Raw genomic sequence first — 20299 nt, forward strand, 5'->3', positions numbered from 1 at the left:
CATGAGGATTCTGCATACGGCAGATTGGCATTTAGGAAAAACCCTTGAAGGCCGGAGCCGGCTTGATGAGCAAGCACAGTTTTTAGATGAGCTGAATCAAATCGTAAAAGACGAACACATTGATGTCATTGTCATGGCTGGAGACGCCTTTGATACAGTGAATCCGCCTGCTAGAGCAGAACAGCTTTTTTATGAAAGTCTATCCGCCTTATCAGATAAAGGAAAACGTCAGGTCGTGGTCATCTCAGGCAACCATGATAATCCGGATCGACTATCTGCCGCATCTCCTTTAACTAATGATCAGGGGATTCATTTAATTGGTTATCCGACAAATGACATCATCCGCGTCGATGTTCCTTCTTCAAGTGAACGTTTATCCATTGCAGCACTCGCTTATCCGTCTGAAGCGAGACTAAACGAGGTGCTGGCTGAAACATTTGAAGAGAAATTGCTTCGCGATCATTACAATTTAAAAATACAGCAAGCGTTCCAACATTTAAGCACTCAATTTCAAGCCGATACGGTCAATATCGCAACGAGCCATATTTATGTGGCAGGAGGAAGTCAAACAGATTCAGAAAGACCGATTGAAGTAGGCGGTGCATATACCGTTGCGGCAGAAAGCCTGCCAGAAGCAGCCTGCTATGTGGCCCTTGGTCATTTGCACCGCCCGCAAACCATCAAGCGTGCCAAAACGATTGCCCGCTATTCCGGGTCACCTCTTGCTTACAGCTTTTCTGAATCAGGATATGCCAAATCAGTCACAATTGTAGAGGCAAAACCTAATGAAAAAGCAAGCTGGAAAGAAGTGTTGTTATCAAGCGGAAAACCACTTGTGAAATGGAAGGCAACTGAGGGACTGAGTCAAGTGCACGAGTGGCTGGATGAAAAACGGGATCTTCAGGCATGGATTGATTTAGAGATTCATTTAACAGATCAGCTCTCCATAGAAGAGATCCATCAGCTCCGAAAGCAGCATAGCGGGTTTGTCCATATTAGACCGAAATTTAAAGAACTTCAGCAAATGGAAGAACAAAAGCAAGCCGAAAAGCTCTCAATCGAGGAGCGGTTCGTGAAATTTTATGAGCGCCAGACAGGCGGCGGTCTTCCTGATGAAAAAACAGTCAAGCTGTTTTTGGAGCTCGCCAATGAAATGCAAGAGGAGGAAGCGACTTGAAGCCGATTACGCTAACCATTAAAGGACTTCATAGCTTCAGAGAAGAACAAACAATTGACTTTAGCTCATTATGTGATGCAGGTGTGTTTGGCATTTTTGGACCGACAGGCAGCGGAAAGTCGTCCATATTAGACGCCATGACCCTGGCACTTTATGGCAAAGTGGAACGTGCGTTAAATAATACACATGGTATTTTGAACCAAGCGGAAGAGAAGCTGTCAGTTTCCTTTACGTTCGCTTTACAAAAGGAACACCACATTTCTTATAAAGTCGAACGTGCTTTCAAGCGGGCAGATGAAATGAAAGTCAGAACGACACTATGCCGTCTGATTGAAATTGGGGATACACAGACAGTTCTTGCAGATAAAGCGAGTGAGGTCAATCGTAAAATAGAAGAATTACTCGGGTTAACCATTGATGATTTTACGCGAGCGGTTGTCCTGCCTCAAGGGAAGTTTGCAGAATTCCTTTCCCTAAAAGGAGCCGATAGACGACAAATGCTACAGCGTTTGTTTAACCTGGAAAAGTATGGGGATCAGCTCGTTAAACGTTTGCGCGCAAAAGCGCAGAATCAGTATGGACAAAAAAATGAACTGCTTGCTGAGCTGAATGGCTTAGGAGAAGCTGGCCCAGAGGCGCTCGCAAAGGCAAAGGAAGCGGCTGAGCAGGCAAAGGCTATTTTTCATGAGAAAAAACAAGCACGGGATGAAGCGTTCACTGCTTTTACAAAGGCGCAAACAATTTGGCAGTATCAAAAGGAACGAGAAGCCTATGAGACGGAACTAAACCATCTGAATCAACTGGCACCATCAATGGAAGAAAAAAAGGCCAAGCTTCATATTGCTGAGCAGGCAGAGGCATTAAAGCCTTATGCGGATGCATTAACAAAGGCTGAAAATCAGCTTTCTCAAGCATTAAAAGAGAAGCAGGAAGCAGAAAATCAGCTACTGCATCAACGAACGATCTATGATCAAATGACGCAGAACTATGAGCAAGCAAGGCAAAAGAAAATAGAAACTGAGCCAGAACTTCTTCAAAAGAAAGAGCAGCTGCTTCAGCTAAAGGAAATTGAACGGAAAAAAGAGGCGGCTCTTCAGGAAAAGACGGCAATCGAACAGCGAAAAAACGATACAGCGCAGCAATTATTACAAAAAAAAGAAGAAGCAGACAATCTCCAATCTTTGTTAGAACGTGCACTGGCAAAACAAACACAGCTGAAGCGTGAGCTGGAGCAATTACAAGTCTCTGTAAAAGAACGGAAAAGTGTACAGGATGCTTTGCGTTTAAGCGAAAATGTTCAAAGAATACACCAAAGCATACACAAGGAAGAACAAAAGATGGAGGAGCTCAAAAAGCGATCAACACAGACCGCAGCAGCATATGAAAAGCTTCAAAAACAGCAAAAAGACCATCATGAAAAAATAGACCAATCGTTTCAAGCGATTGAACAGCTCTATTTCTATGTATGTGAATTCGAACGGGCTTTTACAGAATGGAGTAAAAGAGAACAAAGTCAGAAGCTCGCAAAATTAAAACAGCGTGATGCTGTTAGGGCGGCAGAATTAAGAAAAGAATTAGCGGCAGAGCTCGTAGATGGTGAGCCATGTCCTGTTTGTGGATCGATTCATCATGATCCAAAGGCATTGGAAAACAATGACCATGAAGAAACAGTGGCACAAATCGATGAAGTGATTCAACGGATGGACACAGAGCTCAAGCAGGCAGAGGAATATACAAGAGACATGTATGCCGCCAAGCAGTTATTGGAAACGCACGCCAATCAATTAGTAAAGCAGTTTGCCTTTTTATCTCAGAAAGCTCCAGGTGCGGAAGTTGCAGCAGCAGTAGAAGCAGTGCAAAAGCCGGAGTCCTTGCAGTATCTCATGCAAGAATGGAAAGGCTTGAAACAAGATATTCAAGAAGTTGAACGTAAACGAGCTCGTTTAATGGATGAAACATACGATCAAGCAGCAGAGATAAGCAAGACGAAAGATCAAATGACATTTGATCAGCAGCGTATCGAAGAATTAGACGGGCTGATCAAGGAGCTTCAATCTGAGCTTTCAGAGCAAACGTCTCAATTTGAACAGGCCTTCCCGCACTTTACATTGCACCAAGTACAAGAGATGCAAAAGCAGATCGACGAAAAGGACCAGCAAGCGGAAGGCTATAAAGAGCGTATTGAGAAAAGTATTTCATTTTTGGAAGAAAAACAGCAGGCAAAAGAACAGCTGCAAACAGCCATATATGATGTAGAGAAGGAACTTGATAAACTAGCGCATCAGCTAGAAAGCCAGCAGCAGCTCATTTATCAATATGAAACAGATTTAGGGAGATATCCATTGAAAGCTGTCTCTATTTCTGAAGAGCTGATCGAGGTTGAACACACGCTTGCTCGTCTCAATGAAATGGAACAGCAATCGTACAAGCAATTACAGCATGCGCAGGAGCTCTTTAGTGAAGCACAAAGTCATTTTTCAAGCTGTGAGCGTCAGCTTCAAGAGGCTGACCGGAGAAAACAAGAAGCAAGTGCAGCATGGGCTAAAGAATCGGAGTCTTCTCCTTTTGATAAGCCTCAAGAGATTGAATCTGCTTTTATGAATCAGGCAGTACGTCACTCGGTTAAACAAGAAATTGACGAATTTGAGGATAAAAGAAAGCAATGTGCCGCAAACTTAAAGCGAATTTCTGAGCTGCTGAAAGATGAGTCACTAGATGAAAAACAGTGGACTGATATTCAACTGAGGAAAGAAGCGGCAGAGAAGGCATTGGAAGAAGCAACAGTGATGAGCGGCTCTGCATATGAACATCTGCGTGTAATGGAAGAGAATCACCAGCGATTTGCAAGTATTCATGAACGCTTGGCGGAGCTGCAGCAAGAAATTGATCGGCTCGATAAGCTGCAAACCGTGTTTAAAGGAAATACATTTGTTGAGTTCTTAGCAGAAGAACAGCTGGAAAGTGTCAGTCGTGATGCATCTGCCCGTCTTGGTATTTTGACAAGACAAAGGTATGCGATTGAAGTTGATTCAGAAGGCGGCTTTGTCATGCGTGATGATGCGAATGGCGGTGTCAGACGTCCAGTGTCCAGCTTGTCCGGCGGGGAAACCTTCCTGACGTCGCTTGCGCTTGCACTAGCTCTTTCAGCGCAGATTCAGCTGAGAGGTGAGTTCCCGCTGCAATTCTTTTTCCTTGATGAAGGCTTTGGTACCCTTGATCAAGACTTGCTCGATACAGTGATTACCGCATTAGAGAAATTACAGTCTCAAAACTTAGCTGTTGGTGTCATCAGCCATGTGGAAGAATTGAAAATGCGGCTGCCGAAAAAACTGATTGTCCATCCAGCAGATCCAAGCGGGAAAGGGACAACAGTCTCAATGGAATTAATGTAAATATTGAGGTGATGACACGGTGGCAAAGCAAACAATTGGATTATGTGAGATGTGCGGAAGACAAGATGTCCTGCTCACAGAACATCACTTAACGCCAAGAGAAGAGGGCGGGGCTTTTTTACCGACTGCCTTCCTATGCATCCCTTGTCATAAACAAGTACATGCCCTCTTTACAAACCAGGAGCTTGCCGCACGTTTGAATACAATTGATGCGCTGAGGCAGGATGAAAAGCTTGCTTCGTACATCAAATGGATTCGGAAACAGCCGGCAAGCAAGCTGGTCAAAACGAAAAAATCGAGACAGCGCAGAAAAAAATAAGCATAAAAAAGCGCTCCTCTATTTGAAATGGGTGTAGAGGAGCTGCTTTATGCATTGCCTACCATATTCTGATCATTTAAGTCAGGATCCACATAGTTGGTGGCGCTAATGCCATTATTTAATATCAAGAAATCTCCGGTATTCCCCGCTCCAGAGCCTAAAGCAGATTTTGACGAACTTTTAGGCGACAGGTAGAATGAGTCACCGACGTTTACGACGCCTCCAGAAATAGAGTTAATGTAAATGGGTCCGACAATTGCTGGCATAATCGACATCCTTTATTCGAAGTCATATCACCATCATATGCGCAGGTAGGTCCATTTGTGAGTTTTGCGGACTTTCATCATTGCTAAACAGCTCTCTAATATGCTTCACTCGCGCAACGCCATTCATTCTACAAGTAGAGCCGATTTGATAGACAGAGGACGATGATACCCCTTCTACATGGATTGAAGACACTTTAATCACAGGCTTTTCATGGTAAAATGCCGTTCTCACTGATCGTTCTGGCAGCATCAATGGAATGGGCTCATAATACACTTCAAATTCTTTCGCATCTAAATTTTCCGCTTCATAGCCATAAAACAAACTAATGGTTCGTTGAACAGCTAAAACCTTGACTGCCGGGCACAGCTCTTGTGTATCACCAATTTGAACCACACTCGAAATCCCGACAGAATTCACCTTTGAGAACTTCACTTTAGATGTGCGCTTGATCATTATCGAGGTGCCAGAGGAACAAACGGGCCAATAATCAGTGATTCTGGCGGTGTATCGAAAATCGAGGATAATTGTACATGGTCTGTGTCCCCGATGATAAACAGGGAAGAGGACGAAACCCCGACTACTTTAATGCTTCCGGTCTCGATGTTGCGGTTGACAACTGTGAAATTCATCCGTTTTCCTCTCCTTTCGTTTCACTTGGAATATGGGCTAAAAAGTGCTCAATCGCCCGCTTTACATCATGCTTCACATATTCAGCAATTTGCTCTGAACGCTGCAGCGGTGTCATTTCTTCCCGGTGTGGCAGCTGTCCCGCATAGTATTTGATCCTGCTGTCAATTTGCTTGCGAATATCCTCAATGATATGGTGTTTGTTGCTTTCATCGAGGGACCCTTCATATCGCTGTTCTAGTTCTTCAAGAAGTTCTGGGGCTTCTTCATTTAAAAATGCATCGACAAGCTGCCGTGTTTGATTGAAAAATTGATCAGCCATTTCTTGCTGCATCATTCCAATTCCCGGGGTTGTTGTTTGGCCCACTTCAAAGTTTTGAACACTGTTTGGATCAGATGGATTGAGGCCGATATTCAGCGTTCCTTCCAGCCGTTCGATTTTCAGTTGATCAAATTGATAATCAATCCGTTCAATATTCGTTGTCGGTTTATCTTTGATCATTTGTATTTCCTGCTGAAGCTCGTTAAGCCTTTTTTCAAGCATCATGATTTGTTGCGAGTGTTTTTGAATGATGCCATATACTTGTGAAGCGTTGCTCTGATAATCATACATTTACATACACCTCCGGGGATTGCAGATGACTTAAGTTGTTGGTGACTGAAGCGGTACAAACGGTGCTGTGCTTGCGCCTTGAGATTCTTCAATTCCTTGTGTACCTGCTGCGGCAGGCGCTGCTTCTACGTAGCTTCCCGTGTTATACAGGTTGGAAAGGGCCTTGATGGATCCAGCACTCCCAATTTGCAGAACAGAGGAGTTACTTACAGACTCTACACGTAAATAATTAATTTGTATCGCTTGATTAATATAGAAGTTCAACGGATCCTCACTCCTTACAAGTTACCAACAAGCGGTTGATCAATGACATCACTGTCGTACGTATTTGTCACACTTTTGTAGTTGCTAATTCGCAATTGATCACCAGTATTAAAACTGCCTGCGCCAGCAAACGTTTTAACCTGACTATTTGGAGAAATAGTGATGCAGTCTCCAACATGAACGACTCCGCTCGTTCCGACGGCATTTACTTTAAAGGCTCCCACAATAGCCGGCATAGCGGTGCACATCCTTTATAAAATTAGGGCACTTGTTTTGGGCGTTTCACCATAGCTTATGATGGGTCTTTTAATGTGTGATTGTCTTTTTGAAAGCTTTTGATGAGAGGAATTAGATGTATCGCTTACCCTTTTTTTGAGCAATCTTTAGAGGTGGATTTGATGCCTTTATTTAAGAGTGTGTCAAGCTCTTGACTGCACCTGATTGTTTCTTCGGCATTCATCCCGAATTTTTTCGCAGTCTCAATTAAATGTAATCTTTTTTGTTCAATTTCATAATTGATCATAACGGACGCCAACTCTCACATTTTTTATCAAATAGAAGGATATGGTTAGTATACCCTATTTTTCTATAAAAAAAGCTGTTTCGTCAATATGAGTAATAAAGTGACAAAATTCGAAAGTGTTCTTACGTACCAAAAATCTCTTTTTTGATCTCAGTCTGTAAATAACGTCGTCTTTTGTTGATATATTGCCGGATTAAGTCCCTTTCAGACTGCAAGATGTCTTTTCGGCCTTTCGTATATGGATCATCTCCAATTCGATCCTCAATCGATTCATGCCATTTCTCGATGATTGGGCAGAGCCGGTCTTCTACAAAATGTGTATCGAGTACATGCTGGAAAAGTGTGTAATAGGCTCTTTTAAACGAAGGGATATCTAGTAATCTAGCAGTTAATGTATTAAACCCGTTTACTGGGATATAATCAAACGGCATTTCTTCTCCATGAATGTCACGACCCCATGTTGCATCATAATCCCAAGGAAGTACTTGAAACCTCCCTTGTTCATTTACATAAAGGGCGTAGTTATGAACAAAACCATCAAAGTTTTGTGTGCATACCACACCGATGAGCCAGCGGAAATATTGTGTCACATCTAGGTATTGTTCAATTTTTTCTGCAAAAGTGTCATCTTTCGCTGTGTTGAGAAAGTAAATAAATTCGCTCAGCTGCTGATCATGTTGAGAAGTCCCCGTTTTTTTCTCATATCCGAGAAGAAGGTGCTTTTTTGGTTTTTTATCAAAAGAACTCAAAAGGGAGAAGTTCGCGTCATCATCAACCGCATAATAAATGCCGCCTCCTGAAAGCTGCCGTTTTTGAAGAAAGAACTCATCGACAGATTCTATTTTCAAATAAATCCCTTCCTTTCTTCCATTTATGGTGAGAAACACATGAGAAGCGGCTGGGCTATGCACCCCCATCTGCTCAAAGAAATAAAAGGACAGCCTGTTTCGGATAAACGACGGATCATTGTACTCTGCATTTAAATGAAAGATGGATTCGCCTTGTCTTTGTTTTGGCTTTCGGTATTCAATTTGATAGGACTTTTTCTTAAGCTTTCTAATGTGCGATCCGCGGTATGAAGCATAAATATGTGATTTGGTTTGGCCGGTTTTTAGAATAGCTTCAACAGGTTCATCGTTCCAAATGTCTTTTTTTAATTCAATCAGGTCCTTTGGATGAATCCACATATCAAGTTGTTTTAAAGGTTCTGTGTTCATATGTTCATCAGCCTCCTATATGCTCTTCTTTACGATATGAAAGTGAAGGAATGTCCTGTACCGGCTGGTAGGTATTCATGGAGTTTTCAAGGAAAGAGGCATTCGTCACGAACACTTGTCTACCGAGTCTCGTAACATAAAGCAGAGAAGATAAACAGCTTTGTCTGTTTGTTTTGTCGAAGATAGACTGGGAGGGGAATTGTTCGTGAGTACATTTGATCATTCACACATTGAACATGCAGTAGCTTCACTTCGAAGTGAGGGACGTGATCATCACTTAGATCGTGAACCAGAATCGAGACGTTCGCATAAGTCAGCTCGTTCTCGTCATTCAAGTCGCGGTCATTGGTTCTTTGGCGGTGGTGGACGCCGTAAATCACGCCGCAGTAAAAAAAGCTACAGAAGCTATCGTTCAAAGAAAAGTTATCGCTCTAAGAAAAGCTATCGTTCGAAGAAAAGCATGAAGAGTAAAAAGTCATATAAAAGCAAAAAATCTTACAGAAGCAAAAAGAGCGAACCGAAAAAGTCACATCGCAGCAAATGCAGATCTCATCATAAGAAGAGCTGCCGCAAGTCACACCGCAGCAAATGCAGATCGCACCATAAGAAGAGCTGCCGCAAGTCACACCGCAGCAAATGCAGATCTCATCATAAGAAGAGCTGCCGCAAGTCACATCGCAGCAAGCACAGATCCCACAATAAGAAGAGCCGAAAGTCGCGCCGCAGCCATCGATCTAAACGTTCTCATCACCATAAACGCAGCCGCTCTTGCCGAAGATGTGGAAAGAAGTCGCATCGTTCCAGAAATAGAGGAAATGTTGAGCGTAAATGGGATCAAGGGAACATGTGGGAGTACCGCCGTTTCCGCTAAGCATTTAATCATCATTTTTGAAACCCTTTTTAAAAGAGAGTATGATAAAAAAGGGTTTTTTTTATTTCGTAGAGAAATAAAATGAGACATCATAACTTAGCGAAATGAAGATTGTGAGGGGAAGACATGAAGTTTTTTACAGGTGAGATACATAGCAGCATGTTTATTGGGGTAGTCATTGATGATGAATGGGTGATGGACGTCAAAAAGGCAGAAGCCAAATTATTTGAGCTTGAGACACTGCCGAACTCTTTATCTGAGTGTATCAAAATGGGGGACAAGTTTGTTGAACATGTAGGACAGCTTCTTGATTGGGCTGAGAAAAAAGAAGAAGACCGCGGTTCTTATGTATATCCGCTTTCGGACGTGAAACTCCATGCGCCGATTCCAAAGCCGTCTAAAAACATCATGTGTGTCGGAAAGAATTATCAAGACCATGTCATGGAGATGGGAAGTGCGGCGGATATTCCTAAAGACGTGATGATTTTTACAAAGGCACCTACTTCTGTCATTGGACACGAAGCGGACATTCTTCTTCATGAAGGTGTGACCAGTGAACTGGATTATGAAGGAGAGCTTGCCATTGTGATGGGCAAATCAGGGAAAAACATTGCTCCTGAAGAGGTCCAAGATTATATATTCGGTTACACCATTTTAAATGATGTGACGGCAAGAGATTTGCAGAAAAAACATAAACAATTTTTCATTGGTAAGAGCTTAGATGCTACCTGTCCGATAGGACCTTATATCGTTCATAAGTCAATGATCGAGGACCATGGTGCGCTCCATGTGGAAACAAAGGTAAACGGAGAGGTTCGTCAGTCTGCCAGTACGGAATTAATGATCTTCACAATTGAAGACATTGTCTCCACTCTTTCAAAAGGGATGACATTAGAAGCGGGTGACATCATTGCAACAGGTACACCTTCTGGGGTAGGGAAGGGCTTTGAACCGCCTAAGTTTTTAGCTTCTGGAGATCGAATTGACATCACAATTGAACCGATTGGAACGCTGACAAATCACGTCAAATAAAGCGCGTGATGACACAGGATTGTCGCTTTGTGTTCGACTTATTTCGTGGTACGATGAGAAGGTACTTGTTCTGATAAAGGGGGAAATCACAAATGGGAACACATTTACATATCACAGCATGGGTGCTGGGGATTATTTTATTCTTCGTAGCCTTTGCTCTTGCAGGTAAAAACGACAAAGGCGCTAAAATTGTGCACATGATCGTTCGCTTATTCTACTTGATCATTATCGCAACAGGCGTAGAATTGTATGTTCGCACAGGAATGAAAATTCCAGGTTTCGGGGGCGAGTATATTGGAAAAATGATTCTCGGTATCCTCGTGATCGGTTTCATGGAAATGGTCCTAGTGCGCAAGAAAAAAGGAAAATCGGTGACTGGTGTGTTGATTGGGTTTATCGTATTTGCGATTGTGACCATTCTTCTCGGTTTACGTCTGCCGATCGGTTTCCATATCTTTTAATATAAAAAGGGCATTGCTTATACGAAGCAGTGTCCTTTTTATGTGGCATCAAATTGTGAAACGATCCGTTGTCCGTCTGAAGTGGTCCATTCAAAACGAATGTGGCTGGCTGCAGGCTCATAGTGACATTGAAGTGCAAGTGATTGCGTATCTGTCGAAAACTGAAAGAAAGAGACGCGCTGCATTGAATAAAAGGAGGAGAAGACACAATCATAGACGGAAAAACCAAGCTGCTCTACCTGTTCAAGGATGTGATCAAAAACGTTTTCCGGTACGAACATGAGAAGATCAAGCCATCCTTTGGCAAGGGACGCCGTATATTGAATGTTTTCTCCTCCCTGTACTTCTATTAGTTGCCCGTTTTCATGAAGAATCATAGAACCGAGCAATTCCCCTTTTGTCCATTGGTCATTTTCCTTCAAACAGATCATTGTGCTTTGAAGACTTTCTGGCAGCATGATCTCTCCTTCTTCATCTTCAATCAGACAATGCCCGTTTTCAATGAGCAAATACCCGTTACACCATCTTCGGCTGCAGCGTTCAAGCTGCTTCATTCGATTTTCCATTTGCAAAAGCTCCTTTCTTCTTTCTTTTCTTACCAAATCAAGCTTGTCCTATACGCCGGGAAAAAAGGACAAATCAACTATCAAGGAAACGATGCATAAACTAAGAAAGGCTGAATGAGAACACTTGAGGAAAAACGGATGGGAGCTGATGATGATGTGTGGAATTACAGGCTGGGCAGACTTTAAAAAGCAGCTCATCCAACAGGATCATGTAATCAATCAAATGACAGATACGTTATCTAAAAGAGGGCCAGATGATACAAATACGTGGAAAAGTGAGCACGTTCTTTTCGGGCATAAAAGGTTAGCGGTGGTAGATGTAGAAGGCGGAAAGCAGCCGATGACATATACACATCAAAACCATGCTTATACGATTGTATACAATGGAGAGCTCTATAACACGGAGGATATAAGAAAAGAATTATTAAAAAGGGGGCACCGCTTTCTTGGGCATTCTGATACAGAAGTTCTTCTTCATGCCTATACAGAATGGAAGGAAGAGTGTGTCTCCCATTTTAATGGCATTTTTGCATTTGTGATCTGGGATAGTGAGCGTGAATTGTTATTTGCAGGGAGAGACCGGCTAGGCGTCAAGCCATTTTTCTATACAGAACGTCATCATTCCTTCTTATTTGGTTCAGAGATCAAAGCACTTCTTGCTCATCCTGATATCAAAGCAAAAGTCGATTATGAAGGGCTGTCGGAGATCTTTGGCTTAGGACCGTCAAGAACACCAGGTCAAGGAGTGTTTAAAGGGATAAAAGAGCTGAGACCTGCACATGCCTTGACCTTTTCAAAAGACGGACTGCGCGTGTGGAGATATTGGAATGTCAAAAGCAAGGAGCATACCGACTCACTTGATGACACCGCACAGCACATTAAGCATCTCTTTACAGATGCCGTGACAAGACAGCTCGTCTCTGATGTGCCTGTATGTACATTTTTATCTGGGGGCGTCGATTCTAGTGCCATTACTGCCATTGCCGCTAAGCACTTTGAGAAAATAGGGGAAGCACCGCTTCATACGTATTCCATTGACTACGAAGGAAACGATCAATTCTTTGAGGCAAATCAATTCCAGCCGAATGCTGACGGCCCATGGATTGATCAAATGACAAAAGCGTTTCAAACGAATCATCACAGCTGTATCATTGGACAAAAAGAGCTCGCTTCCTATTTGAAGGAAGCCGTTGAGGTTCGAGACTTACCGGGTATGGCAGATATTGATTCTTCCTTGCTTTGGTTTTGCCGAGAAATTAAAAAGGACTTCGTTGTTGGCTTGTCAGGTGAATGTGCTGATGAAATCTTTGGCGGCTACCCTTGGTTCCATATGGAAAATGAAACGAATGGTTTTCCGTGGATGAGATCGACTGAAGCGAGAACTCAGCTCCTGCAAGACTCGTGGCAAAAAAAGCTGTCACTTAAGGAATACGCGCAAAGCAAATATGAAGAAACGGTGGCAGAAACGCCTCTTTTAGATGGAGAAACTGGCGTTGATAAAGCCCGTAGAGAACTTTTTTACTTAAATATGATCTGGTTTATGACAACACTGCTTGATCGAAAAGATCGAATGAGTATGGGGGCTAGTCTTGAGGTACGTGTGCCATTTGCAGATCATCGTCTTGTCGAATATGTGTGGAATATTCCTTGGGAAATGAAAATGCATGGAAATCGTGAAAAAGGGGTTTTACGAAAAGCATTAGAGGGAATTTTACCGAATGAAGTGCTTTATCGAAAGAAGAGTCCTTATCCGAAAACACATCATCCAGCCTATACTCAGGCTGTGAAAGAGATGCTAACAGACTGCCTCGCGCAAAAAGACTCTGTACTTCACGAATTTTTAGACCCACATCAATTAAAGCAGCTGATTGAAACGGAAGGAGCTTCTTTTCATGTGCCATGGTATGGCCAGCTCATGAAGGGCCCGCAGTTGATTGCCCATCTTGCACAGATTCATCATTGGTTTGAAACGTATCGAATTGATATAGAAGCGTAATAAAGGGTCGGCTTTCTTGCACTTGTTGAAAGGAAGCCGGCTTTTTTGATACATAACATGAGACTTTTTGAGCACATCAAAAGTTGATCTAATCTTTCTAATTTGTATAATTAACTTAAAGTGAATTAATTTGGAGGAAAAAGGATAATGAAAATCATTGTGATCGGAGCGGGACCAGGGGGCCTTGCAGCAGCTATGATGCTTCAAAGCAAAGGACAAGATGTTCATGTATACGAAAAACAGCCCTTTGTTGGCGGGCGTAATGCTAAGTTTCAACTTGGTGATTTCACGTTTGATACAGGTCCTACCTTTCTCAGCATGATTCATATTGCAGAGGAGCTGTTCACCTTTGCTGGTAAAAATCTTTATGACTATATTGATGTGATTGAATTAAAAGAGATGTATAGATTAATATTTCAAAACAATCAGCTCGATATGATTCGGGATCGCGATGAAATGTACAAACGATTAGAAGCCTTTGCACCTGGTGAGGGCGAAGGGTATCTAAGATTTATGAAGGATACAAAGCGCAAAATGGATCGTTTGACACCAATTCTACAAAGTAAAATGGACCGCTTTCATCATTACCTTCGTCCGAAGGTGATCAAAGCACTTCCACAGCTTTCACTAAATAAAAGTTTGTATGATGTGCTGTCAGACTATTTTTCGAATGAATCAGTGAAATATGCTTTTACATTTCAATCAAAGTACTTAGGAATGTCCCCGTGGGAATGCCCTGGTGCGTTCTCGATCCTTTCGTTTATGGAACATGACACAGGTGTATTTCATCCGAAGGGCGGTGTCAATCAGCTGTCAGAAGCGATGGCAAAGGCCGCGCTTGAAGCTGGAGCAGAGATTCATCTGTCAGCCGGCGTCGAAAAGCTGCTCACGGAGGGAAGGAAAGTAAAAGGCATTCGTTTAGAATCTGGGGAAGAAATACAAGCAGATGAGGTTGTCGTCAATGGAGACTTTGCACATGTGATGACAAAGATTGTCGAGCCAGGACTCTTAAAGAAATACAGCGAGAAGAAATTAAAAAAGAAAAAATTCTCTTGCTCTACCTTTATGCTTTATTTAGGACTGGATACCATATATGATGAGCCGCATCATACCATCGTTTTTTCCGATGATTATGCTAGATTTGTCAAAGGCATTACGAAAACATATGAGCTGCCAGATGACCCGTCTATTTATATTCAAAATGCAAGTGTAACCGATGACTCACTTGCTCCAAAAGGAAAATCAGCTCTTTATGTGCTGGCTCCAGTTGCCAATAACCAAAGCGGTATTGATTGGGGGGCGCATCAAGATGAATTTAGAGAGCTTGTGCTAGATACATTGGAGCGGAAAACAGGCTTTCAGAATGTGAGACAGCATATAGAAGTCGAGCGGATGATCACACCGAAGCAATGGGAGGAAGACCTTTACGTATATGAAGGAGCTACATTTAACCTCGGCCACCAGCTGACGCAGATGATGGTCCTAAGGCCGCACAATGAATTTGATGAATTAAAGCACTGCTGGCTCGTTGGAGGAGGAACACATCCAGGAAGCGGACTGCCAACCATTTTAGAATCAGCACGTATCACGACAAATGCCATTCTTAAAAAAGAGAAACATTCACACAAAACAATGCCGCATCAAGAAAAGGGGAGCGCCTCATGAAAAAACATATATTAATTGCAGGCGGCGGTATTGGCGGAATGATCTCAGCGCTTTATTTAAAAAAAGCGGGACATGATGTCACCCTTGTCGAAAAAAATGAACGGCTTGGCGGGAGACTTGCTTTTGTACGTGAGAAAGGATATAAAGTAGATGAAGGTCCGACCATTGTCCTACTTCCTGACATGTTAAAAGGCATTTTACATGAGGTAGGAATTGACGATTCATCTCTTGATCTGCTGCAGCTTGATCCGCTGTACACAATTCAGTATCAAGATGGAACCTCCTATACGAAATACTCTGATGCACTTCGTCAGCTAGATGAAATCAGACGTGTATTTCCAAAGGAAGATCAAGGGTTCCTGAGGTTTATGGAAGAAATGACAGACCGGTTTCAAGAAGGGCAGCAAGCCTTTCTAGAAAAATCATTTCACGAAAAACGTACATTTTTTACAAAAGCGAATATGAAGATTTTAATGAAATTAAAGGCGTATCGAACGGTACAAAGTGCTCTGAAAAAATATTTCTCAGACGAACGCCTGCGAGATGCATACGCACTTCAAACCCTCTATGTTGGGGGAAACCCGTATGAAGCATCGGCTATTTATTCGCTTGTGTCCTATAGTGAGCACGCGCATGGAATCTACTATTTAAAAGGCGGCTATGCGAGTTTAGTAGATATATTGGAAGGGCAGCTCATCAAAATGGGTGTGCATGTAAGAAAAAATGAAGAAGTCACGCAATTGGTGTTTGAGGGGAAACGGGCAGTCAAAGCAAAAGTAAATGATGAATATGAAACCGCTGATGCATTTGTGATCAATGGAGATTATCCAGCTGCGTTAAAGCAGCTTGGTTTAGACGAACAAGATCGCCGGAAATACGTGCCGTCCTCTGGCTGCGTGATGTTGTATCTCGGGTTAAACAAGATGTATCATGAAGCACCTGTTCATCAATTTTTTATGGGAGAACACTTTGATCAGCATATGAAAGAAGTTTTTCAAACGAAAACGATTCCTCAAGACCCGTCGTTTTATACATTTAATCCATCGATCATTGATCCATCTCTTGCCCCAGAAGGCTGCAGTGTTCTATACATGCTCGTTCCCGTTCCTTCAGGAGATCATATCAACTGGGAAGAGGAGACAGAGTTTGTCGAGAAGATGGTGGATGTCCTTGAGAAAAGAGGCTTTCCGAGATTGCGAGAGTCGATTGTCTGGAAAAAGGTCAGAACACCAAATGATTCCTTGCGAGAAGGATTGTTTGAAGGCGGCAGCTTTGGACTTGCGCCTAATTTGTTTCAATCAGGTGTCTTCCGCCCGCAAGTGAAGGTCAGTGAGACAGATAATCTTTATGCGGCAGGTGCTTCCATCCATCCGGGTGGCGGGGTGCCGATCGTGATGCAAAGTGCGAAGCTTATGGCTTCTGTACTACTAAAAGATTTGAATGATAGAAAGGAAGTGAAGCTAAGTGGTTGATGTACAAACAGCATTAAAAGTGTGTGAGGAAACCATTCAAACCCATTCAAAAACGTTTTACCGGGCCTTTTCCATGCTACCTAAAAAGAAAAGACAGGCCGTCTGGGCCGTATATTCCTTTTGCCGTAGAGCAGATGACATTGTAGATGAATCCCCTTCGCCAAAAGAGGACCTTGCATCCTTTCGGGAGACGTTTGATCGATTTTTACAAGGTGAGGTAGACCGGAATGATCCAATATGGGTGGCGCTAGAGCATACATTTCAAGAGTTTCGGATGGATGAAGCCCCGTTCCGTGACCTGCTCCAAGGACAGGAGATGGATTTAGAGCAGCAGCGATACGAAACGTTGGATGAACTGCTCATCTATTCCTATCATGTTGCTAGTACAGTTGGGCTTATGCTCCTTCCCATTATTGCACCGCGTAAAAAAGAGCAGCTAAAAGAAGCAGCCATTTCGTTAGGGATTGCTATGCAGCTAACCAACATCCTTCGAGATATCGGCGAAGATCAGGCTGAAAGAGACCGCATTTATTTGCCAAAGCAAGTGATGGATCAATTCGGGTACACAGAGCAAGAATTGCAGGAAGGGATTGTGAATCAAGCCTTCCAGCACGTCTGGGAGTACATTGCCTTTGAGGCAGAGGCATACTACGAGGAGTTTTTTGACCATCTTCATGAATTCCCGCTCTATTCACGAATACCGGTGAAAGCAGCAGCCTACTTTTATAAAGCCATTTTAGATAAAACAAGAGAAAACGAATACCGCGTCTTTACAGAGCGAGCATTTATTTCAAAACAGGAAAAAGCACTTATTTTAGAAGATATTACGTAAAAAAGGACTGCACCCGCAGTCCTTTTTATGTGGAAGAAAAACGATACTCCGTCCATACTCTGGAACGCCAGCGCCTATACATGAAGATACCTCTTACCCATTCATCCACAATAAAAGAAATCCAAACCCCGATGAGCCCCATTTCAAACTGAATGCCTAACAAATAAGCGATCGGAAGCCCAATTCCCCACATTGAAATCATCGCCATATACACTGGAAACTTCGCGTCACCAGCAGCCCGCAATGAATTAATAATGACCATATTAAAAGAGCGTCCCGGCTCTAAAATGATCGTCAATAGGAGAAGTGTGGCGGCGATTTCAATGATTTCACGATTGCTAGTGAAAAAGGTAAGCAAATGCGTCGATGATAAAGATAAAGCAGTGGAAGAAAGAAGAGAGATCCCAATGGCCCAGTATAAGCTTTTCATACATCTGCGGTAGGCAGCATCAAATTCTTTCGCTCCAATATGGCGCCCGATTAAAATCTGTGTCCCTTGGCTAATCGCTGCACCAAACAACATAATAAACATCATCAAATTTTGAGTGTAGACCTTTGCGGCTAAAGCCTGCGTCCCCATAAATGTAATAAACAGTGTAATAATCATTTGAGAGCCGTTATAAGAAAGCTGCTCTCCAGCAGAAGGAATGCCAATTTTCAGCAGCTTTTTTAAATGCGTCCGCTGGATGTGAAACATACTCTTCAGTGAAAAGCGCAATCCAATTCGGCGGCGGACAATGAGGATCATCGCCATCAATCCGATCAAACGAGCCAGCGAGGTTGAAAAGGCAACACCCATGACACCTAATACAGGAAAGCCAAACGGACCAAAAATGACCAAATAATTGCCGGCAACGTTGAGCAAATTCATTCCGATGGTGACATACATCGTGTCTCTTGTATATCCGTAGCTTTTTAAAATAGCACTATACGTCATAATGAGTGCTTGAATAAAAGAAAGCAGGCCGACAATTTGTAAAAAGACCGCCGCATCCGGCATGAGTTCACTTGATAAGCCCATCATGTGCAGGATTGGAACAGCTAACACAAACATGAGGAGACTAATGACAAAGCTGATCAAGAAGTTGGTTCCTAGTGAGACATAGGCGACTTGAGTCGCTTCCTGCTTGCGGTCAGCTCCTAAAAGCTGCGCAATCACAATGGTCGTTCCTGTTGTAATGAAGCTGAACATGACAATTAATAAATTCAGGAGCTGGTTGCTTACACCTACTGCGGCCACACTGTTATCGGAGTATTGGCTGAGCATAAGTGTATCAGCGCTCCCCATGAGCATATATAAAGAGATTTCGATAAAAATAGGCCAAGTTAATGCAAATAATGAAGGGTGTGTTTTCTCATCTTTGGCTTGAACCTTTTCATATGACAGGGTTTGAGATTTCATCACATAGCCCCCTTTCGTATAAATCCGATTTATAGTGTACCGTGCATCGACTATAATAAGAAGAGATGAAACCGAAACTTATTGGAGAAATCCGACTTCATAAGGGGATGAATATGGATCGATTTATTACATTTACTGTACCGCCGTTTCCTATTTATATTGCTTCAGGTAAAGGTGTATTTCATCAAGGAGAAAGACATATCTCAAGAACCTTCACTGTATTTGATCTTCTCTATATCACAAAAGGTGAACTATGGATGACAGAGGGCGAGGAGGCTTTTCATGTAAAAGAAGGTGAATATATGATTCTCTCACCGGGCCTGTCTCATGGTGGACATCTGCCGTGTGAAGAGGAAACCCACTATGAGTGGCTGCATTTCTCAATTGACCGATTTGAGCTGACGAACCGGCCGAGAGAACACTGGATTGATATGAAACAAAATCAAGCGACCTTCGAAAAGCCGGCAACCTATGAATTTAGTCTGCCCCGTTTAGGAAAAGTGAAAGGGCGAAGTGTGTTAAAAAAACACCTTTCAGCGATGAGAGCACTAAATCATGATGCATCTGAACTTCCGCTGAAAAAACAGCTATTATTTGAGGAAATGCTCATTCACCTGCAAAAGGAAGCATTCCATATTCCGAGTGCAAAGGAGACTGTCGCATCAGAAGTGGTTCACTATCTTGAGCATCATTTTATGGAGAAATTACACATGGAGCAGCTTGCAGAGAAACTGCACTATCATCCTGATTACATGACAAGATGTATGCAGACGGTGTATGGATTGACGCCAAACCAGTACAGCCATCGTCTCAAAATCGAAAAAGCCAAAAGCATGCTGGCCTCAACGAATGAAAAAATCGCTGCCATTGCAGATCATGTAGGTATTGACGACCCTACTTATTTTTCTAAGCTGTTTCGGCAAAATGAAGGCATGACGCCGATTGAATACCGTCATTTAGCAAAAAGAACGACAAAGTAAAGGAACGTGAACAGATGAAAAAAGAAAAGGAAGAGCTTGTGAACATACGTCCATTAACCGAAACGGACTTAGAGACGGTGTGGCATTTAAAATTTAAAGCATCAGACCAGTCCTATCGAAAATGGAATGCCCCTTATTTTTATGAACACGAAATCCCGCTTGCTGCATTTAAGAAACGGTACTTACAGGAAGAATCCATTCCCCAAAAGCTATATGGCATTGTAATAGATGGTGATATCAAAGGCACCGTATCATATTATTGGGAGAATGAACGTACGAGGTGGCTTGAATGCGGCATTATCATTTATGATTCACGCTTTTGGAGCGGGGGTATTGGGACAAAGGCATTAAATCTTTGGATTGATGTGTTATTTACGCATATTGATATCCCTCGAATTGGTTTAACAACTTGGTCAGGTAATGAACGGATGATGCGGTGCGCAGAGAATTGCGGATTTATCCTTGAGGGGAGACTGAGAAAGGTCCGTTATTATCAAGGGGTTTATTATGATTCAATGCGCTACGGAATGTTGAGAGAAGAATGGAGAAGCCTTCCGCGGAACAATGATAAAATATTTTAGGACAAAAGTATTGTATGTTTGAATAAACTGAAAAAAATCGGT

The 20299-nt window shown here is 42.6% G+C and carries 21 protein-coding genes; 11 read left to right on the forward strand and 10 right to left on the reverse strand.

Going from position 1 to position 20299, the window contains the following annotated elements:
* Position 1 precedes the first annotated feature (1 nt).
* From sbcD to NSU13_RS05230, 3 genes are read left to right on the forward strand one after another with little or no spacing between them, the layout of a single operon-like run.
* On the forward strand, positions 2 to 1177 hold the full coding sequence (gene sbcD, locus NSU13_RS05220; protein ID WP_326135024.1) for an exonuclease subunit SbcD: 1176 nt from the start codon (positions 2 to 4) through the stop codon (positions 1175 to 1177).
* The gene (locus tag NSU13_RS05225; protein ID WP_034282146.1) at positions 1174 to 4569 is read left to right on the forward strand and encodes an SMC family ATPase; all 3396 of its coding nucleotides are present in this window, start codon (positions 1174 to 1176) and stop codon (positions 4567 to 4569) included. The genes sbcD and NSU13_RS05225 overlap by 4 nt, the downstream gene beginning before the upstream one ends.
* Before the next feature lie 19 nt (positions 4570 to 4588).
* Positions 4589 to 4888, forward strand: a complete 300-nt coding sequence (locus tag NSU13_RS05230) for a hypothetical protein (RefSeq protein WP_034282144.1) — start codon at positions 4589 to 4591, stop codon at positions 4886 to 4888.
* Between the two features lie 47 nt (positions 4889 to 4935).
* Here NSU13_RS05230 and NSU13_RS05235 read toward each other — a convergent pair whose 3' ends face one another.
* The 8 genes from NSU13_RS05235 to NSU13_RS05270 form a co-directional block, all read right to left on the reverse strand.
* Positions 4936 to 5154 (reverse strand): spore germination protein, encoded by a 219-nt coding sequence (locus tag NSU13_RS05235; RefSeq protein WP_003211468.1) that lies wholly within the window; start codon positions 5152 to 5154, stop codon positions 4936 to 4938.
* A 22-nt stretch (positions 5155 to 5176) separates the two neighbouring features.
* Positions 5177 to 5608: a spore germination protein GerPE gene (locus NSU13_RS05240; RefSeq protein ID WP_041117063.1), complete on the reverse strand. Its 432-nt coding sequence runs from the start codon at positions 5606 to 5608 to the stop codon at positions 5177 to 5179.
* A complete protein-coding gene (locus NSU13_RS05245; RefSeq protein ID WP_003210893.1) occupies positions 5608 to 5784 on the reverse strand; it encodes a germination protein GerPD in 177 nt (58 codons plus the stop codon). The genes NSU13_RS05240 and NSU13_RS05245 overlap by 1 nt, the downstream gene beginning before the upstream one ends.
* Positions 5781 to 6395, reverse strand: a complete 615-nt coding sequence (locus NSU13_RS05250) for a spore germination protein GerPC (protein WP_041117065.1) — start codon at positions 6393 to 6395, stop codon at positions 5781 to 5783. The genes NSU13_RS05245 and NSU13_RS05250 overlap by 4 nt, the downstream gene beginning before the upstream one ends.
* A 30-nt stretch (positions 6396 to 6425) precedes the next feature.
* Entirely contained in the window at positions 6426 to 6659 is a 234-nt protein-coding gene (locus tag NSU13_RS05255) for a spore germination protein GerPB (RefSeq protein ID WP_003210877.1), read from the reverse strand.
* Between the two features lie 14 nt (positions 6660 to 6673).
* Entirely contained in the window at positions 6674 to 6895 is a 222-nt protein-coding gene (locus NSU13_RS05260; protein ID WP_003211745.1) for a spore germination protein, read from the reverse strand.
* Positions 6896 to 7020: 125 nt separating this feature from the next.
* Complete coding sequence (locus NSU13_RS05265) at positions 7021 to 7182, reverse strand: aspartyl-phosphate phosphatase Spo0E family protein (RefSeq protein ID WP_029707539.1); 162 nt, start codon at positions 7180 to 7182, stop codon at positions 7021 to 7023.
* 122 nt (positions 7183 to 7304) lie between these two features.
* Entirely contained in the window at positions 7305 to 8399 is a 1095-nt protein-coding gene (locus NSU13_RS05270) for a CotH kinase family protein (RefSeq protein WP_041117067.1), read from the reverse strand.
* A 997-nt stretch (positions 8400 to 9396) separates the two neighbouring features.
* Here NSU13_RS05270 and NSU13_RS05275 point away from each other — a divergent pair.
* Positions 9397 to 10302, forward strand: coding sequence for a fumarylacetoacetate hydrolase family protein (locus tag NSU13_RS05275; protein WP_070325686.1), 906 nt, complete (start codon positions 9397 to 9399; stop codon positions 10300 to 10302).
* Between the two features lie 92 nt (positions 10303 to 10394).
* Positions 10395 to 10763 (forward strand): YisL family protein, encoded by a 369-nt coding sequence (locus NSU13_RS05280; protein ID WP_034282135.1) that lies wholly within the window; start codon positions 10395 to 10397, stop codon positions 10761 to 10763.
* Between the two features lie 38 nt (positions 10764 to 10801).
* Here the strand turns inward: NSU13_RS05280 and NSU13_RS05285 are convergent, their stop codons facing one another.
* Positions 10802 to 11329 carry a DUF2777 family protein gene (locus NSU13_RS05285; RefSeq protein WP_041117073.1) on the reverse strand — a complete coding sequence of 176 codons (528 nt, stop codon included), beginning with the start codon at positions 11327 to 11329 and terminating at the stop codon, positions 10802 to 10804.
* Positions 11330 to 11483: 154 nt separating this feature from the next.
* Here NSU13_RS05285 and asnB point away from each other — a divergent pair, with 154 nt between their 5' ends.
* From asnB to NSU13_RS05305, 4 genes are all read left to right on the forward strand, one after another.
* The gene (gene asnB, locus NSU13_RS05290; RefSeq protein WP_041117075.1) at positions 11484 to 13325 is read left to right on the forward strand and encodes an asparagine synthase (glutamine-hydrolyzing); all 1842 of its coding nucleotides are present in this window, start codon (positions 11484 to 11486) and stop codon (positions 13323 to 13325) included.
* A 147-nt stretch (positions 13326 to 13472) separates the two neighbouring features.
* Positions 13473 to 14990 (forward strand): phytoene desaturase family protein, encoded by a 1518-nt coding sequence (crtI, locus tag NSU13_RS05295; RefSeq protein WP_342489912.1) that lies wholly within the window; start codon positions 13473 to 13475, stop codon positions 14988 to 14990.
* Positions 14987 to 16462: a phytoene desaturase family protein gene (gene crtI / locus NSU13_RS05300; protein ID WP_268436399.1), complete on the forward strand. Its 1476-nt coding sequence runs from the start codon at positions 14987 to 14989 to the stop codon at positions 16460 to 16462. The genes crtI (NSU13_RS05295) and crtI (NSU13_RS05300) overlap by 4 nt, the downstream gene beginning before the upstream one ends.
* Positions 16455 to 17294 (forward strand): phytoene/squalene synthase family protein, encoded by an 840-nt coding sequence (locus tag NSU13_RS05305; RefSeq protein WP_034282127.1) that lies wholly within the window; start codon positions 16455 to 16457, stop codon positions 17292 to 17294. Before crtI (NSU13_RS05300) ends, NSU13_RS05305 begins: the two co-directional genes overlap by 8 nt.
* Positions 17295 to 17319: 25 nt before the next feature.
* On the opposite strand, the gene NSU13_RS05310 is transcribed toward NSU13_RS05305, so the two are convergent.
* Entirely contained in the window at positions 17320 to 18696 is a 1377-nt protein-coding gene (locus tag NSU13_RS05310) for an MATE family efflux transporter (RefSeq protein WP_034282125.1), read from the reverse strand.
* Positions 18697 to 18809: 113 nt separating this feature from the next.
* Between NSU13_RS05310 and NSU13_RS05315 the strand changes: the two genes are divergently transcribed.
* On the forward strand, positions 18810 to 19676 hold the full coding sequence (locus tag NSU13_RS05315; RefSeq protein ID WP_065214208.1) for an AraC family transcriptional regulator: 867 nt from the start codon (positions 18810 to 18812) through the stop codon (positions 19674 to 19676).
* 14 nt (positions 19677 to 19690) lie between these two features.
* Entirely contained in the window at positions 19691 to 20257 is a 567-nt protein-coding gene (locus NSU13_RS05320) for a GNAT family protein (RefSeq protein ID WP_305933612.1), read from the forward strand.
* Positions 20258 to 20299: the final 42 nt, after the last annotated feature.

It is taken from the genome of Bacillus sp. FSL M8-0049 (assembly GCF_038593355.1).
Lineage (GTDB): Bacteria > Bacillota > Bacilli > Bacillales > Bacillaceae > Bacillus > Bacillus safensis.